General features: G+C 59.6%; 19 protein-coding genes and 1 pseudogene. 8 read left to right on the top strand and 12 right to left on the bottom strand.

Translation table 11 applies throughout. From position 1 onward, the window contains the following. Positions 1 to 195: 195 nt before the first annotated feature. On the top strand, positions 196 to 432 hold the full coding sequence (locus NKH21_RS32800) for a DUF4062 domain-containing protein (protein WP_502911892.1): 237 nt from the start codon (positions 196 to 198) through the stop codon (positions 430 to 432). A gap of 118 nt (positions 433 to 550) precedes the next feature. On the opposite strand, the gene NKH21_RS11090 is transcribed toward NKH21_RS32800, so the two are convergent. Together NKH21_RS11090 and NKH21_RS11085 are read right to left on the bottom strand one after the other, a co-directional pair. Then, positions 551 to 673 carry a DUF5996 family protein gene (locus NKH21_RS11090; RefSeq protein WP_352864952.1) on the bottom strand — a complete coding sequence of 41 codons (123 nt, stop codon included), beginning with the start codon at positions 671 to 673 and terminating at the stop codon, positions 551 to 553. Between the two features lie 76 nt (positions 674 to 749). Beyond that, complete coding sequence (locus NKH21_RS11085) at positions 750 to 1,046, bottom strand: ester cyclase (RefSeq protein ID WP_352864886.1); 297 nt, start codon at positions 1,044 to 1,046, stop codon at positions 750 to 752. Here NKH21_RS11085 and NKH21_RS32795 point away from each other — a divergent pair. Next, positions 951 to 1,151: a hypothetical protein gene (locus NKH21_RS32795; RefSeq protein ID WP_502911893.1), complete on the top strand. Its 201-nt coding sequence runs from the start codon at positions 951 to 953 to the stop codon at positions 1,149 to 1,151. The two genes, NKH21_RS11085 and NKH21_RS32795, sit on opposite strands and share 96 nt — an antisense overlap. A 26-nt stretch (positions 1,152 to 1,177) precedes the next feature. Here the strand turns inward: NKH21_RS32795 and NKH21_RS11075 are convergent, their stop codons facing one another. The 7 genes from NKH21_RS11075 to NKH21_RS11045 form a co-directional block, all read right to left on the bottom strand. After that, positions 1,178 to 1,300, bottom strand: coding sequence for a nuclear transport factor 2-like protein (locus tag NKH21_RS11075; protein WP_352864884.1), 123 nt, complete (start codon positions 1,298 to 1,300; stop codon positions 1,178 to 1,180). 277 nt (positions 1,301 to 1,577) lie between these two features. After that, positions 1,578 to 2,468 (bottom strand): SDR family NAD(P)-dependent oxidoreductase, encoded by an 891-nt coding sequence (locus tag NKH21_RS11070; RefSeq protein ID WP_352864882.1) that lies wholly within the window; start codon positions 2,466 to 2,468, stop codon positions 1,578 to 1,580. Next, the gene (locus tag NKH21_RS11065; protein ID WP_352662200.1) at positions 2,465 to 3,244 is read right to left on the bottom strand and encodes a hypothetical protein; all 780 of its coding nucleotides are present in this window, start codon (positions 3,242 to 3,244) and stop codon (positions 2,465 to 2,467) included. The genes NKH21_RS11070 and NKH21_RS11065 overlap by 4 nt, the downstream gene beginning before the upstream one ends. Positions 3,245 to 3,255: 11 nt before the next feature. Beyond that, the gene (locus tag NKH21_RS11060; RefSeq protein ID WP_352864948.1) at positions 3,256 to 3,843 is read right to left on the bottom strand and encodes a protein-S-isoprenylcysteine O-methyltransferase; all 588 of its coding nucleotides are present in this window, start codon (positions 3,841 to 3,843) and stop codon (positions 3,256 to 3,258) included. Between the two features lie 200 nt (positions 3,844 to 4,043). Then, positions 4,044 to 4,616: a hypothetical protein gene (locus NKH21_RS11055; RefSeq protein WP_352864946.1), complete on the bottom strand. Its 573-nt coding sequence runs from the start codon at positions 4,614 to 4,616 to the stop codon at positions 4,044 to 4,046. 148 nt (positions 4,617 to 4,764) lie between these two features. Then, entirely contained in the window at positions 4,765 to 4,899 is a 135-nt protein-coding gene (locus NKH21_RS11050; RefSeq protein WP_352503875.1) for an ABC transporter, read from the bottom strand. A 199-nt stretch (positions 4,900 to 5,098) separates the two neighbouring features. Beyond that, the gene (locus NKH21_RS11045; RefSeq protein ID WP_352503876.1) at positions 5,099 to 5,671 is read right to left on the bottom strand and encodes a L,D-transpeptidase; all 573 of its coding nucleotides are present in this window, start codon (positions 5,669 to 5,671) and stop codon (positions 5,099 to 5,101) included. Positions 5,672 to 5,861: 190 nt separating this feature from the next. Here NKH21_RS11045 and NKH21_RS11040 point away from each other — a divergent pair, with 190 nt between their 5' ends. From NKH21_RS11040 to NKH21_RS11030, 3 genes are all read left to right on the top strand, one after another. Further along, the gene (locus tag NKH21_RS11040; protein WP_352864878.1) at positions 5,862 to 6,617 is read left to right on the top strand and encodes an SDR family NAD(P)-dependent oxidoreductase; all 756 of its coding nucleotides are present in this window, start codon (positions 5,862 to 5,864) and stop codon (positions 6,615 to 6,617) included. 619 nt (positions 6,618 to 7,236) lie between these two features. After that, positions 7,237 to 7,719, top strand: coding sequence for a tetratricopeptide repeat protein (locus NKH21_RS11035; protein WP_352864876.1), 483 nt, complete (start codon positions 7,237 to 7,239; stop codon positions 7,717 to 7,719). Then, positions 7,656 to 8,129, top strand: a complete 474-nt coding sequence (locus NKH21_RS11030; RefSeq protein ID WP_352864873.1) for a hypothetical protein — start codon at positions 7,656 to 7,658, stop codon at positions 8,127 to 8,129. The genes NKH21_RS11035 and NKH21_RS11030 overlap by 64 nt, the downstream gene beginning before the upstream one ends. On the opposite strand, the pseudogene NKH21_RS11025 reads toward NKH21_RS11030, so the two are convergent. Further along, a pseudogene (locus NKH21_RS11025) lies at positions 8,126 to 9,146 on the bottom strand (IS630 family transposase). The gene NKH21_RS11030 and the pseudogene NKH21_RS11025 sit on opposite strands and share 4 nt — an antisense overlap. Before the next feature lie 489 nt (positions 9,147 to 9,635). On the opposite strand from NKH21_RS11025, the gene NKH21_RS11020 reads away from it, so the two are divergent. Next, on the top strand, positions 9,636 to 9,884 hold the full coding sequence (locus tag NKH21_RS11020; RefSeq protein WP_352864943.1) for a helix-turn-helix transcriptional regulator: 249 nt from the start codon (positions 9,636 to 9,638) through the stop codon (positions 9,882 to 9,884). Between the two features lie 64 nt (positions 9,885 to 9,948). Further along, positions 9,949 to 10,194 (top strand): helix-turn-helix domain-containing protein, encoded by a 246-nt coding sequence (locus NKH21_RS11015; RefSeq protein WP_352864871.1) that lies wholly within the window; start codon positions 9,949 to 9,951, stop codon positions 10,192 to 10,194. Between the two features lie 47 nt (positions 10,195 to 10,241). Here the strand turns inward: NKH21_RS11015 and NKH21_RS11010 are convergent, their stop codons facing one another. Then, positions 10,242 to 10,421: a hypothetical protein gene (locus NKH21_RS11010; protein ID WP_352864868.1), complete on the bottom strand. Its 180-nt coding sequence runs from the start codon at positions 10,419 to 10,421 to the stop codon at positions 10,242 to 10,244. A 24-nt stretch (positions 10,422 to 10,445) separates the two neighbouring features. On the opposite strand from NKH21_RS11010, the gene NKH21_RS11005 reads away from it, so the two are divergent. Then, a complete protein-coding gene (locus NKH21_RS11005; RefSeq protein WP_352864865.1) occupies positions 10,446 to 11,384 on the top strand; it encodes a tyrosine-type recombinase/integrase in 939 nt (312 codons plus the stop codon). A 705-nt stretch (positions 11,385 to 12,089) separates the two neighbouring features. Here the strand turns inward: NKH21_RS11005 and NKH21_RS11000 are convergent. Next, entirely contained in the window at positions 12,090 to 14,291 is a 2,202-nt protein-coding gene (locus NKH21_RS11000) for a xanthine dehydrogenase family protein molybdopterin-binding subunit (protein ID WP_352855634.1), read from the bottom strand. Positions 14,292 to 14,293 lie beyond the last annotated feature (2 nt).

Raw genomic sequence — 14,293 nt, 5'->3', positions numbered from 1 at the left:
GCACGTTTCATACTCCTCGGCCGCAAGTTATTATTCCTTCCGGCAAACCGGGCAACCTAGCGTGCCAGCGCGCGGGTCGGCCTTTGATCGCTTCACCCCTTGCAAGAATCATGACTCGGCTTCTTGATGCGGGCCCGGAACGTTATCCCCAGCCTGCTTGCAGACTTACAAGGGCGGATCGAAGGGTGAAGCTGCATGGACGTTAAATACCAAATCTTCGTCAGCTCGACCTACGCCGATTTGGTGGACGAAAGACGGTCGGTCATCGAGGCCGTTCTTAACCTCGGGCATATTCCTGTGGGGAGGGAAGCACCAGCAGGGCGCGACGGCAAACAGGGGCGGTCGAGATCATTGTCTCGGCCGATCTCGAGGCGGGCTGACAACCAAAATCCATGCTCTTGTGGACGCCAAAGGCAGGGCCGATCAAGCTAACGCTCACGGGAGGCCAGAAGAGCGACATCGCCTCCGCAGCGGATCTGATCACATTTGCCGCCGGGTGCGATGCTGCTCGCCGACAAGGGCTATGACGCTAACGCCTTGCGCACTGCCATCACCGATCAGAACGCTTGGGCCAGTGGTTCACCCACGGCGTTCGCGCGAGCCGATATTTGCCAACGATCTGTGCGTGGAGCTGGAGCGCGGCGCCAGTATCGTGCCACGGCAGATAGGGGATATCGGGCCACCGCTCATCCAGGTCTCACTCCGTTCGCTTCGCCAACCACGAACGGATGACCTAACGTCATTTTGCGTCAAATTAACAGGTCCCGACCCAGTTGCATCGCTGGCATCAACCGCGGCGTGCGATCTTGCGCAGAGTGGGGCACCTGGATAGGCCCAAGCCTTGCGGTTGCTCCGTGTTCGGTCAACCCTTGAGTGTGTTTTGAAAAGCTTTGAAGGCACTCCCTGGCGGCTTGGCGGTCAGCTGCTCCTGGAACTTGGCGAACCTCCCAGTGCTCGGCGAGCTTTCCGTCGGCGATCCGGTAGAATTGAAAAGCAGCGCAATCGACGCGATTGCCGGTCGCCTTGATCTCACCGAAGTCATTCACCTGCCGCTGACGCGATTCATGACCGCCACCCGTTCGCCCTCACCGATGATCTGCTCGATGGTCCAAGTGAAATCGGGAAAGCTGGACTTCAGGCCCTCGAGATAGCCGCGGATGACGTCGATGCCGGAGGATTATCCATTCAGCTTGTCACCATAGTCCTGCGAAACAATGTCGGCGAGCTGGGTCAGATCACCGGAATTGAACATATCGAAATAGCGGCGGACGATGGCTTTATTGGCATCAGAATCGGACATGGCTGCTGTACCCGGTTCCATTCGCTGGCAGGCTGCATCGTCGGCAGTGACCGTGCTGAGCCGTCTGTGACTCGAAGAGTCGAGTAGATGAACGAGCGCTGGCCGTGCCGAGATGGCGGTCACTTGGAGTGCGGTAGGGTCTGGAAGGTTTGGCTTTTGTCTCGCTGGCCGAGAGGGACTTCATGCACGAGCGCAGCAACGGTTCAGGTGGAAAGCGTTTGGTCGTTGCCAAGACCATCGGCGACTTCTGAAATAGCGAGCGGGCGTGCTGGTCCGGTCAGGGGATAATTCCCCGAGGGCCCCGGCGTAGCTGAATCTGGCGGGTACCGCAGCATTTCTTGAACTTCATACCTGAACCGCAAGGACATTGATCATTGCCGCCGCGTTGCAGCCGGGCGACCAGGGGCAGCAGCGCTGCTGAAGGCAGGAGCGCTGCCGCGAGGGCAGCCAACTTGCCCGAGATTCCCGGTACGACGAGGCGACGACCGGATTTGAACCCTCGCCACGCCCGTTCGGCCACATACTCCGGATCCACCTTGGGCAAGATGTTGAAGAGCACCGTCTGATTGGCGCCTGATCTTGCGAGAAACTCCGTCGACACCGGGCCTGGTGCAACGCATGTGACCGTCACACCGGTTCGGCGCAATTCCTGGTGAAGCGCCTCTGAGAAGAAGCGCACGAAAGCTTTGCTAGCGAAGTACAGAGCCATATAAGGCCCGGGAACGAACCCGGCCACGGAACTGAGATTGAGCACCCCGCCCCGTCGGCGCGCCACCATTCCCGGCAGAAAATGGAGGGTCAGTTCTGTGAGGGAATGTATGTTGAGATCGATGATGCCCAGTTGACCATCCATAGGCAGCGCCGTCGCCGCGCCCCGCAGGCCATAGCCGGCGCTGTTGACCAGGACATCACAGACCAGGCCATGTGTGGACAGAAAGCCCTCCAGGCGCGTTGGCGCATCGCCTGCCACGAGATCCAACTCGAGCGTGAATGCCTCGCCGCCCGCCTCCCTAACCTCAGACGCCGCGGCGGCCAAACCCTCGGGCGAGCGGGCAACCAGCACAACCGCACCGCGCTCCCTTGCAGCGACGCACGCAATCGCCCGGCCAATTCCACCCGAGCCGCCAATCACGACGATAGCTGGCCGGAATTCACAGTGCGAAATCACGTCGCGTTCCTCTGTCTTGCAGGAGCGGAAACACCTTGACCGAGCAGCAAGACTTCATTGGCGACAGTGCCGTTCAGAATCTTTTCGAATCTCTCCAGTGCTCGTGCGACGTTCGCTCCATCCATAACCCGGTGATCGTAGTGGATGCGGACATTCACCGATCCGTCTTTGCCGATCGGACCGTAGTTCAGAAGCGTGGTCAGTGGTGTCAGCGGGTTGAGTGATTCCGCACCCAGACCAGAATAGACGGACAGTTGGAAGGTACCGAAGTAATTTGCCCTTTGCCGGGCGATGTTCAACCCTAGCCACATAAGCAGCCACCTGACTGGCGCGGGCGCACCTGCCACCCGCAAGGCACGCCGAAATTCCGGGACCTCCAGGATCGGCCGTGATCGAGCCGCATGGATGGATCCCTCAAGTTCCGTGATGGAGTAGCGCTCCGGGCACTTGATGCAGCTCAGCAGAACGGCCGGCTCGCCATCATATTCGCGCTCGTGGGCAATCGAGGCTACGCTTGCCGGATACTCGTAAAGCTGCGGCCAGGGCAACTTGACATAGGCGCGCCGCAGCTCCGGCATCTCTAGGGCAAGAAGCGCATATCCTTTCAGGAAGATCGCGGTCCAGGAGGGCCTGGTCTGCTGCGCCATTCTAGCCCTTACGAGTGGGCCGAGGTTCATCTGACGCTGCACCGCGACCCGTGGCACGCCGATCGAGAACCTCATCAGATCGCCAACAAGGCGCCGGGGCGCGGAAAGCTTGAGGGCTCGGCCTCGCATCAAACGTACCTCTAATAAAGATAAGGGACTATTCGCTTGGTCTTTTCCATATAGGCACGGTATTGCGGGCCGAAATTCTCCAGCATCATACGCTCTTCCTTATCCACTCTCAGCAGGAAAAGGACTGCGAACCCAATCAAACCCGATATGCCCGCAATCCAGTTCGCCAGCAGAAAGACCTGGCCGAGGCCCATGAGCAGGAACGAGGTATACATCGGGTGGCGGACCAAGGCGTATGGTCCGGCGCAGATGAGTTCATGCCGTTCGCGAATCTCCAGCGTAATCGACCAGTTCCGGCCAAGTTCCTTGTGGGATCTGCGAAAAACCCATAGCGCGGAGCAGAAGATGATTGTGCCGAGAGCCACGGCCCAAACGCTGGCCGGGTGGTCAGCCGCTGCGGGCATGCCGGTGACAACATAGAAGGCAGGCAGGATTGCGAGGCCAAACAGAGCAGATGCAAGCCCAACGATGTCGGAACGTGAGCGGTAGCCAGTTACAATTCGTACGCGCCTTGCCCGGCGCTCGAAGGGATACCGAATCACGTACCAAGCAACGATGCCGATCACCCAAATGACCTCGCCAAGTGAGGCTGCCGCAATGCTCACTTCAGGTCACCGGCGCCCTTTCTGCGATCGCGACTGTAGCCGCTGCCCCTGAGTATGGCCACTTCACCCATTGCCTCGATGTCGTCACCGGCCGACCTTCAGGCGCAGCGATCCTCTCCGAGTTAGTCCGCAGACGCGAAAGCCGGAGGGGCAGTACCGATCGCATTCGGTCCCATTCATCCCTCGAATCTTGGTTATGTATTCATCTCCCGAAGCTCGGTTATGAATTGTTGCGGCCGGAGCTGAATGGCGGGAGTCTTATATCCCATGGAATGAGCGATGTCCGCCACGAAGCCGTTGCAGTTCAAGACCGTCGCCTGCCAGACATGCGAGCTCGCCTGCAGCTTGCGGATGTAGGCAACGACTTTGTCGTATTCGGCCCGGGTCAATATGATTTGCCAGCTTGCGGATCTGTATGGTTCTTCCAGATCACCGTCGCTCCACCCGGTTTCGGCTGGCACCGGCACGATATGGCCCAGAACATAGGGAACCGCACTGTTCGAAGCCGGGTGAAGGCCCGCGACTTGGGGATCGATCATTCTCCCGGCCCGGTCCAGGCGCCCAAAAACTGCGTAGGTGTGGCCGTAGCTTAGGGCGTAGCGGGAGCGGAACTCGATGAAGTACCGCTCGTCCTTTTTTTGAGGCGCAGCTCCGCCATCGGCATAAGATACGAAATTCGGCTGGGGCGGCAGGTCTTTCGTCTGACATGCCGCTGCCGGGAGGGCCACCAACGCCACAAGCAAGAGACGGCTACTTAGAAGCGTCATCGCCGCGTCCATTCCCGAACTTCACAAAGCACAGACCTAATAACGGCCTATGCCCGCCAACCGCGCCGTACGCTATGAAGCCGGCCAAAGCCCCGGCTGCGTATGTATGGGGAAGGGCTTGGCACCCCTTCCCCATACAAGCCGGTCCTTACTTAATCACTGGTTGCTCTACCGGAGCGGGTGCCGGAGCCTTACCCTTTCCTTTGCCGATCCAGTCGTTCGCGCAGCCGCTCAGGCTGGCAACGGCGAGCACAGCAACCATTGCAATCAATATCCTGTTCATCAAGCAATCCTTTCCCCGGGGGCGGAATAGCCTATAGAATCGCCACAACTAAAACGATATGCAGCCCCACGAAGTTAGCTGCGATCTACACCAACGCCTAGTGCAGAAATGACACAGTTGGCACCCGGTTGCCGGCGACACCTTTGCGGTGACGTGCTGGCAGGGTTCACCATCCAACGGAGATCAGGCCTGCCCACCATCAAACGACCACCACAGTCGTGCCCAAAGGAGTACGGTCGTAGAGGTCAATGACGTCGTCATTTATCATACGGATGCACCCGTTCGATACCGCTGTGCCTATCGTCCATGGCTCGTTTGTACCATGTATCCGGAAGTGGGTGTCGCGCCCGTCTCGATAGAGATAAAGGGCACGCGCACCAAGCGGGTTGTTTGGTCCGCCAGGGACCCCCCCTGCATACTGCACCAGGCGCGGCTTGCGCTGCATCATGCTGGCGGTGGGTGTCCACGACGGCCAGTCCGCCTTGCGGCCGACGGTCGCTGTACCCTTGAACGAAAGTCCCTGCTCGCCGACGCCAACGCCGTAGCGCGTCGCCCACCCGTCAGACTCGACGGCATAGAGAAAACGGTGCGAAGTATCGACGACGATCGTTCCGGCCGGCTCGTTTCCGTCGTACCGCACATGCTGCCGTCGGTAACGAGGATTCAGGCCACGCCTTGGTCCGAACGCGGATGAAATCGACGTGCATCCGGAGATCATCAGAGCCAGACTACCCAGCACGAGCCCCCGGCGCGCAATGTGGTGTTCTTCCATTTGTACCTGCTAGGAAACTGGTCATCTACCGCCGCCCTCGTCTCTACCATTCCAAGGCCTGCGGGCCAAGTCTCGCTGTGTGGTGGCAAAAATGAATTCACAGGATTAAACAAGCGAATTGGAGCGAAACTTCTTGCGATGACCGTCTGCCTCTGTTCGGTTATGTCAGAAATGGCATAGGACAGAGCCGATGAAGCCTGACTTCCATGGTAAAGTCGCGATTGTGACCGGCGCAGGCTCCGGAATAGGTGCGGCTGTTTCACGGCAACTCGCGCAAGAAGGAGCCGAGATTGTTGTCGCCGACCTTGATGCCGAGGCCGCGCGCTGCACAGCCGCCGAAATAAGCTCGCAAGGAGGCAGGGCCTACGACTTTGCGGTAGATGTCACGGATGCGGCAGCAGTGGAAAAGCTGATCGAGTTTACTGTCCAGAAATGCGGCGGACTGGATATGGCGGTAAACAATGCAGGTATCGACGGCATTCGAAAAGCAACGGCAGACTATCCGCTCGACAACTGGCACAAACTGATAAACGTTAATCTCAATGGCGTTTTCTACAGCATGAAGTACGAAATCGCCGCGATGCTGGATCGAGGCGGAGGTGCCATCGTGAACATGTCCTCTGTTCTCGGTTCCGTCGGCTTGCCAACTGCGTCCGCTTACACGGCAGCGAAACACGGGGTCGTTGGATTAACCAAGGTTGCGGCGATTGAATATGCTAGGATGGGCATCCGGATCAATGTCGTCGGCCCCGGCTGGATCGAAACGCCTCTTTTAACGGAGCAAATGGAGGCATTAGCCAGCCGGCGCATGGCGGGTCTTCAGCCGATGGGCAGGCGCGGGAAACCGGAAGAGGTAGCGGCTCTTGTGTGCTTCCTGTTGTCCGACCAGGCCAGCTTTATCACTGGGAGCTACCATCTGGTCGACGGAGCTTACACCGCCCATTAGTGCAGCGGAGACCGGTAACTTCTCTGGGGTGAGCGCGGCCACGATTTGTTAGCGTCGACTGGGCCATCAGTGATGGGAATGGAGTGGACGATTTCGATCGAAGGGACGAACGAATTCGGCGACATCTGTCGCCGAGAGGTCCGGATCGACAAAAGCGATGAGCGTCTGCGTGAAGGAGACCTGGGCCTGTCGATCGACGACGGCAAGAAGATCATGGCCACCCTGCAAACAGCGGTTGTGACCCAGGGGGCGGAAGCCTACACCCTGTTTCGACGGGTCTGTCCGGATTGCCACAATTTTCGGCAACCGACAGCAAGTTCCACGTGCGGCTGTCGGCGGATGCGGCCGTCCCCGACACCGTGTCCTATCATCTCTCGTTCCGCGAGTTGACGCCACGAGGTCGAAACCCCGTGGCGTCGTTCTCTGTGGAACGAGCAACGGCACTCATCTTATGCACAGAGACTGAGTAACAAGTCAAGTAGCGGCTCACCGCTTGACTCAATAATCTGCCACTTAACAAAAATTTAAGCCAGTCTATACGTCAAACTGTTTGGTAATTATTGAATTTGCCCTATATCGCATTCTGCGAGTTCTTCCCACACCAAAAATCACACCCTGCATGGAACAAAGTTCCTGCGCGGCGCATTTCGTACGCCGGGGCCACAAAGCAGTAGACACTGAAAACGACCAGAACCGGCCGGAGCACAGCTTTGTCCGGATCCTGTATGCCCAAGGCCATGGCGCCCCGCAGGACTATGCCGAGGCGGCAAAGTGGTGTCGTCTGGCGGCCGAACAAGGCAATGCCAAGGCCCAATACTTGCTCGGTTATATGACCGCCAACGGCCAAGGCGTCCCGCAGGACCGTGCCGAGGCGGCAAAGTGGTATCGTCTGGCGGCCGAACAAGGCAATGCCGAGGCCCAATACTTCCTCGGTTACATGGTCGCCAACGGTCAAGCCGTCCCGCAGCCGAGGCGGCAAAGTTATATCGACTGGCGGCCGGACATGGCCATGTCTATGCTCAGTTCGAACTCGGATTTTTGTATGCTACCGGCCAAGGCGTCCCGCAGGACTACGTGCTTGCATACATGTGGTCCAATTTAGCGGCGGCGCAGGGGCACGAGGTTGCGGTTCTGAACAGGGATGGGGCCGCCAGAAAATGTCTCCCGACCAGATCGCCGAAGCACAGCGCCTGGCGCGACATTGGAAACCCACGAACTGACAAGGCCTCTCCCTTTCCACAAAGGCGTCGCATCGCAAGTCGATATGACAAGCTGGCAGAAAACACCCTCGTTGCCCTTAAACTCGTCTCCGTCCGTATCTGGTTACGCGGTAATGACTCTACCTCCCAGAATTCAGCGCCGCCTTTGGGAACAAAGCCCCGGTCAGAAACTTTGGGCTTGAAGGTGCTCAAATGGATGACGACGACACAGACCGACAAGTGCACGGCAGATCGGAATCTCGGAAACCGATGCACGGCAAAGCTTCCACGGATGCGAGGCGCTTCTGACTAGTGGATTGAATCCAACGTCTGGTGCCCTCGGCTTGCGGCTGCGATGATTTTGTCGGGGTCGGCTTTCCAGCGGAAGGGTTTGGGGTCGGTGTTGTGGTCGGCGAGGTATCGGTTGATGGCGGCCTGCAGATCGACGACGCCGACGAAGGCGCCGCGTCTGAGGCGTCGCTTGGTCAGCGCGGCGAAGAACCCCTCCACCGCGTTCAGCCATGAGGCGCTGGTCGGCGTGAAGTGGAAGGTGACGCGGGGATGACGGGAAGGCTTTCTTCGCCGGCACGGCTTTTTCGATGGCGTTGAGGAAGCGGATGAATTCCTGATGGCGATGGCGCTGCATGCACCGGCCGATCACCTTGCCCTCCAGCACGTCGAGAGCTGCAAAGAGGGTAGTGGTTCCGTGCCGCTTGTAATCGTGGGTCATGGTGCCGGCGCGGCCTTTCTTGATGGGCAATCCCGGCTGGGTGCGATCCAGCGCCTGGATTTGGCTCTTCTCGTCGATCGACAGGACCACGGCATGGGCCGGCGGGTCGACGTAGAGTCCAACGATGTCGCGCACCTTCGCCGCAAACTGCGGGTCGTTGGAGAGCTTGAAGGTTCGGATGCGGTGCGGCTGAAGCCCGTGCGAGCGCCAGACGCGCTGGACGTAGGAAAGGCTCACGCCTGCGGCCTTCGCCATCGCGCGGCCGGTCCAATGGGTCGTCTCGCCCGGCGGTTCGGCCAGCGTCAGGGCGACGATCCGTCCGGCCACTTCCGGCCCAAAGGGCTTGACGCGCGAGGGCCGGGTCTTGTCGCGCAGAAGGCCATCGACGCCTTCCTCGCAAAACCGCTCCTGCCAACGCCAGACCGCCGTCTTGCTCATCGCCGTGTTCTGCATGATCGCCATCGTGCCGAGCCCATCCGCTGTGGCCAGCACGATCCTGGCGCGCCAGACGTGCTTCTGAGGGCTGTTGCGGTCCGCAACAATGGCTTCCAGCCGGTCACGGTCCGCGGCGGTCACTGTGACAACGATCCCGGTGCGCATCCTCAAGACTCGCACGCAAAACCGCCGACGGGAATCCACATTCGGACTCGACCGTCACATTCATTCCACTAGGATGCTGCCCGATATGTGAACGGAACGCTTTCGGAGCGTTGGCTTTGGCTGTAGCCACCCGATACCATCGGTTCCCACGTGTTTCTTCCCGGTTTGTTCGCTGTGGGGAACGCTTGTAGCGGTCTAACGACTCGGCCCCCCACATTTGCAGCGGAATATTCTGTGGCATATCATTTGTCCGATTTACACGTCGGTGTTCGCTTTTGCCGAACGAACTACTTAGGCAGCTTCCGCACAAAACCACATCCTATTATGGCAGGACGATCTCGCCCTGTTGGGATGATATGGATATGCGGATCTGGTTGCACTCATGGCAACATGGCCCTGTTTCTTTGCCACGAAGCAGCCGAAGCAACTGCCTATTTTGGCTTCGCGCGGCTGCGGGTTTTGCGCGCCGATATCTCGGAGGCGGCGTCTATGAAGAGTGACGCGATCTCCTACCCGCCGAGAGGACTCTCTCGCGACGAAGCCGCACGCTACGTCGGTGTCGGATCGACGCTTTTCGAAGAGATGGTTGCTGACGGGCGCATGCCGAGACCTAAACACATCAACAGTCGGGCCGTCTGGGACCGTGTGGCGCTCGATATCGCGTTCACCTCGTTACCCGACAAAAACGACGGTCTGCGACAGCTTTTAGAGCGGAGCAAAAAGGAAGCTAGGAGATAAGATAGACACCTTGCGCATACGCTGCTGGCGTAGTAAAGTCGCAGGCTCGGACGGAACACGCGACGTGAACGATCGTGAAAAGCTTGCGCAAGAAGTGAAAACGTGGCGCGCCAAGGCAGGATTCACGGCCGAAGCCGCAGCCAAGGTGCTTGGAATACCCAAGCGCACATTTGAAGGCATTGAGCAAGGCAGGGGCTTCCCTTACCCGTTGCTCCTTCGGGTCGCTATGGAGCGCAAAACCCCTTCGCCTCCGGCGACGATCGAGGTGCCCCGGCGCTTGGAACAGCAGAAAGCTGGAAGGAGGGCTTAATGGGCCGGCCATTCAAGGATGACAAATATCCCGGAGTCTCGTCGCGCCTAAAAAGCGGTAAGCTCGTCTATCGTTACCGCGGCAAGGGAATGCCCGAAATTCGGCTTCCAGGCCGGCCAGGTGATCCAGAATTCGAGGCCGCCTATGAACGGGCAACTCAAGGCCAAGGTCAAAAGGGCGTCATCATCGACTTGCCTGGACGGGCGTTGCCGAAGACTTTCGGTCATGCTGCCCGCCGGCTTGAATCGACGATGGAATGGCTGGACTTCGACCAAGCCACCCAGCAGAAGAATGCTCGGCTTATTGAACGCTTCCTTGAGATGAAGGTCGATCCCGCCTATCCGCTCACCTGGCGCGACACGCCGGTCGAGCATCTCGATGCCGACCGTCTGCGAGCAATTATCGAGGGTGTCTTTGGCACCAGACGGACAGTCGCAAAGCATCTGCTGGTAGCGATCAAAAAGCTCCTTTGGGTGGCAATTGACGTTGAGAAGTGGATCAAGCCGCAGGACGATCCTTCGCTGTCAATTCGCGTTCGCATACCCAAATCGACGGCCAATCCCGGGTGGCCGATGGCCATTCGTGAAAAGTTCGAGTCGCGCCATGCGGTCGGCACGGCGGCGCGCACCTGCTACGCCCTCGGCTTCTGGCTCGGGAATAGACGCGGCGATATCGCCGCACTGGAATGGGACGATCTGGTCAGCGAGGAAATCGAACTGTTCGATGGCTCGCTGGTTTTGATCGAGGCCTTCGAGTTCCGGCAGAAAAAGAACCGAAACCGCCACGGCGGCAGGGAAGTGTTTATTCCCGTCGTGGACAAGCTGGCGCAGGCTCTGGAGCCGCTAGACCGTTCGAAAGGTGGACCGGTATTGAGGAATGCCTATGGGCGTCCGTTTGCGGAAAAAAGCCTCACCGGCATGATGGCACATTGGAACAAACAGGCCGGCATTCCGGAGGGCTACACCCTGCACGGGCTCCGGCGTACCTTCGGCACGTATCTCGCCGAATGCAACATCCAGGCACGGGCCATCATGGAAGCGATGGGACATTCCTCGATGACGGTGACGGACGCGTACGTACGGGAGGCCAACAAGAAGCGGATGGCCGTCGATATCGCCCGCGCGATCAACGCGCGGGAGGCGAAACGCGACGCCATAAAGCAGCGGACACCGCTACGCGTCATCAAATGAATGGTTTCAATCGGACCGGTGCAGGGGGGTTTATCGGCCGCCCTTTGTTGTTGGGCCCATAATGGCCCAAAACGTTTTGGGCCGAGGCCCTTTTTCCCAATAAAATCAAAAACTTTGGTGGGCCCGGAGGGTATTCAGAAAGCCATAAAAATCAATTGGTAAGAGATCAGTGGGACTTCAGAGCATTCAAATCTTTTCCAATGTTTTTCAATGTTGTTGTCCCACTCAGAAGTGCCTCAGTCCACCAAGCCGACGCACTGAACGCCTCACTCGGAAGGGAGGTTTGCGCAAGGCGAAAGGAAGATCGCGTCGGTGTGCAGCCTTCCTGAGAAGGGTCGCGGTAGCGCCAACTGCTGACGCTCAGCGCGAAGACATCAATGTCCTGTTATGGGGCCGTCAGAGGACCGGCCGCTTCTCGCGCCCAGAAAGCGATAGCAGACATGCAACTAGGTGGTACAAAGTCTCTAGCGTGACCCTTTCGAGACATTTGCGTGCGGCGTTTGCGTCTCGAAAGCGGTTCTTTAGTGCTACCAGCACCAACGACCGTCTGCGGTCGTTCAGAACACGGGTTACCGTCTCTAAACCGGATATTGGACCGGGCAGCCGCCGGAAATTGCGAATGGAGGTGATCGCCTGTCAGGAGGCGTTCAAAAACGACCTACGACCGCGATCTTCATCCGGCCGTTTTCATGGTGTCATTCCCGGCTATGCTGACAAGTTCTTTATGATCGGCAGCTTGCGGATCGTCTTGCCCGTCGCCGCCCGTAGCGCGTTGGCGACGGCCGGGCCGATCGGCGGCACACCCGGCTCGCCAACGCCCGTGGGCGGCTCGTCGGACGGCACAATGTGCACCTCGACGCGCGGCATCTGCTCGATCCTGAGCGGCATATAGGTGTCGTAGTTCTCTTGGTCTACGACACCGCCCGTCAGGGTCAGCTCCTCCTGGAGGATCGCGCCTAGCCCGAAGCCGATACCGCCCTCCATCTGAGCGCGGATCTGGTCAGGATTTATCGCGGTGCCGCAATCTACCGCGCAGACGACGCGGTCGACTTTGAAATCATTTCCATCGTTGAAGGTGATCTCGACCACCTCGGCGACATAAGTCGAGAGGCTTTCATGCAGGGCCACGCCGCGGAAACGGCCTTCCGGCAGAGGCTTGTCCCAGCCTGCCTTCTCAGCAGCCAATTTCAGCACGCCGGCATGCCGTGGATGGTGACCGAGCATCGACAAGCGGAAGTCGACCGGATCACGGTTCGCAGCGGCGGCGAGCTCATCGATCAGGGTTTCCATTGCGTAAGCGGTGTGGGTGGAGCCTACCGAACGCCACCACAGCACTGGGATGTTCACGTCCGTGGTGGTCAGCTCGACCTTCAGGTTCGGGATCGCATAGGGCAGGTTGGTGGCGCCCTCTACGGAGGTCGGATCGATGCCGTTCTCGATCATCGCCGCAAAGGGCGAACCGCCCGCGATCGATTGGCCCACGATGTGGTCATGGAGAGCGACGACATTGCCTTCCTTGTCGAGCCCCGCCTCGACTGCGTGCACATAGGCCGGCCGGTACCGCCCACCCCGCATGTCGTTCTCGCGGGTCCACTGCACCTTCACTGGCTTGCCGGGTCCCAGTGCACGCGCTGTGGAAACAGCTTCGATAATGAGATCTGCGTCCGAGACCGCTCGGCGGCCGAAGCTGCCGCCGGTCTTCATCACGTGCAGCCTCACCTTGTCCGGCGTGGTGCCGCCTACTTGAGCGGCAGCCGCCTGATAAAGGTCGGGCATCTGGTGTCCGCCCCAGACGTCGATGGTGCCGTCTTCGTTGATTCGGGCGGCCGCGTTGAGTGGCTCGATCGAAGCATGGACAAGATAGGGGAATTCGTAGTGCCCTTGGATGACTTTCTCAGCACTGGCCAACGCTGCGGGAGTGTTACCGTCGTCGCGCGCGGTGGCCGCGCCCGGATCGTCTGCTGCCTTAGTGTATTCGGCCATGATCTCGGCCGTGCCGCGCCTTTCGGCCTTCTCTTCGTTCCAGGTCACCTCCACGAGATCGCGGCCCTTGAGCGCCGTCCACATGTCCCTGCCGACCACGGCAATGCCGCGCGGCGTCTGGACGACATCGACAATGCCGTCGAGTGCCTTGGCCTTGGAGGCGTCGAAGCTCTCGATCTCAGCGCCGAACTTCGGCGGATGGATCATAACGGCCGTATTGAGTCCATCCATCTTGAGGTCGATCGTGTAGGTCTGCGCGCCATTGGTCTTGCCGGCGGAATCGTAGCGCTTGAGGCTGTCCGATCCGATCTGGGCCCACTTGTCGCGCGGCTTTAGCGGCACGTCGTCGGGAACCGGCATTCCCGCTGCGGCTTCAGCCAGGTCACCGAAGCGCGCCTGCATCCCTGAGGCGTGCGACACGACCCCGGAAGCCACTGTGATCTCGCCGGCTGGCACGTCCCACCGCTGCGCCGCGGCCGCCACCAGCATGGCCCGTGCGGCAGCACCCGCCTTGCGGTAGCGCTCCCACGACGAGCTCATCGACGTGGAGCCACCGGTTCCCTGCGCGGCCCCGCCCCAGGCGAGATTGCCGTAGAGCGCGGTATTGCCATATCCGCCGACCACGTGGACCTGCGCCCAGGCGCCGTCGAGCTCTTCCATAACCAGGGTGGCGATGCCGAAATAGGAGCCTTGTCCCATCTCGAACTGCGACGAGTGGATGACGATTCGGTTCTCCGGTGTGATCTCGACATAGGTTTGGAAGGGGTTCGCCTGGACCGCTGCAGGCGTCGTTTGTGCGTTGGCGGGCGCGGCCATCATTAGCCGGTAGCCCACGGCGAGGCCCGCGGTGGTGACGGCCGTGCCGAGGAGGAACTGGCGGCGCGTGGGCCCCACGGCATTATGCTTCGGGAGAAACTGCAACATGC

It is taken from the genome of Mesorhizobium sp. M1329 (assembly GCF_040318035.1).
Taxonomy (GTDB): domain Bacteria; phylum Pseudomonadota; class Alphaproteobacteria; order Rhizobiales; family Rhizobiaceae; genus Mesorhizobium.
Note: the sequence above shows the minus strand (reverse complement) of the source record. Positions and strands in the feature narration are given on the sequence as shown.